The sequence below is a fragment of the Pseudomonas sp. MD330_10 genome, assembly GCF_042610415.1.
GTDB lineage: Bacteria > Pseudomonadota > Gammaproteobacteria > Pseudomonadales > Pseudomonadaceae > Aquipseudomonas > Aquipseudomonas rhodesiae.
Map to the genome: position 1 here is coordinate 1 of NZ_JBHGZU010000073.1, position 282 is coordinate 282.

Genomic DNA, 282 nt, shown 5'->3' on the forward strand with positions numbered 1-282 from the left:
TGCTCTCAACCATCTGCCGGCGTGCTTCTTCCAGGCTGGCAGGCATCAAGGCGACAAATCCTTGGGGCTTCTCCAGCTCGTCGGGTTCTTGACCGACGGCGCTCATGTAGTTTGCTTTGGCGTCATCGAGGTTGGTCTGTTCGGTCAGCAAGTTGTTGCGCGCTTGGGCCAGACGGGCTTCGGCATGGTCCATGTCCGCCATTCTTCCGACGCAACGGCTGGTGCGCAATTTGATTTGGTCAAAAATGCGTTCGTGGCTTTTCAGGTTGTCTTCTGCCAACT

General features: G+C 56.4%; 1 pseudogene. It reads right to left on the bottom strand.

From position 1 onward, the window contains the following. Nucleotides 1-282 (bottom strand): annotated as a pseudogene (locus tag ACFZPT_RS26665) (channel protein TolC); the annotation flags it as partial.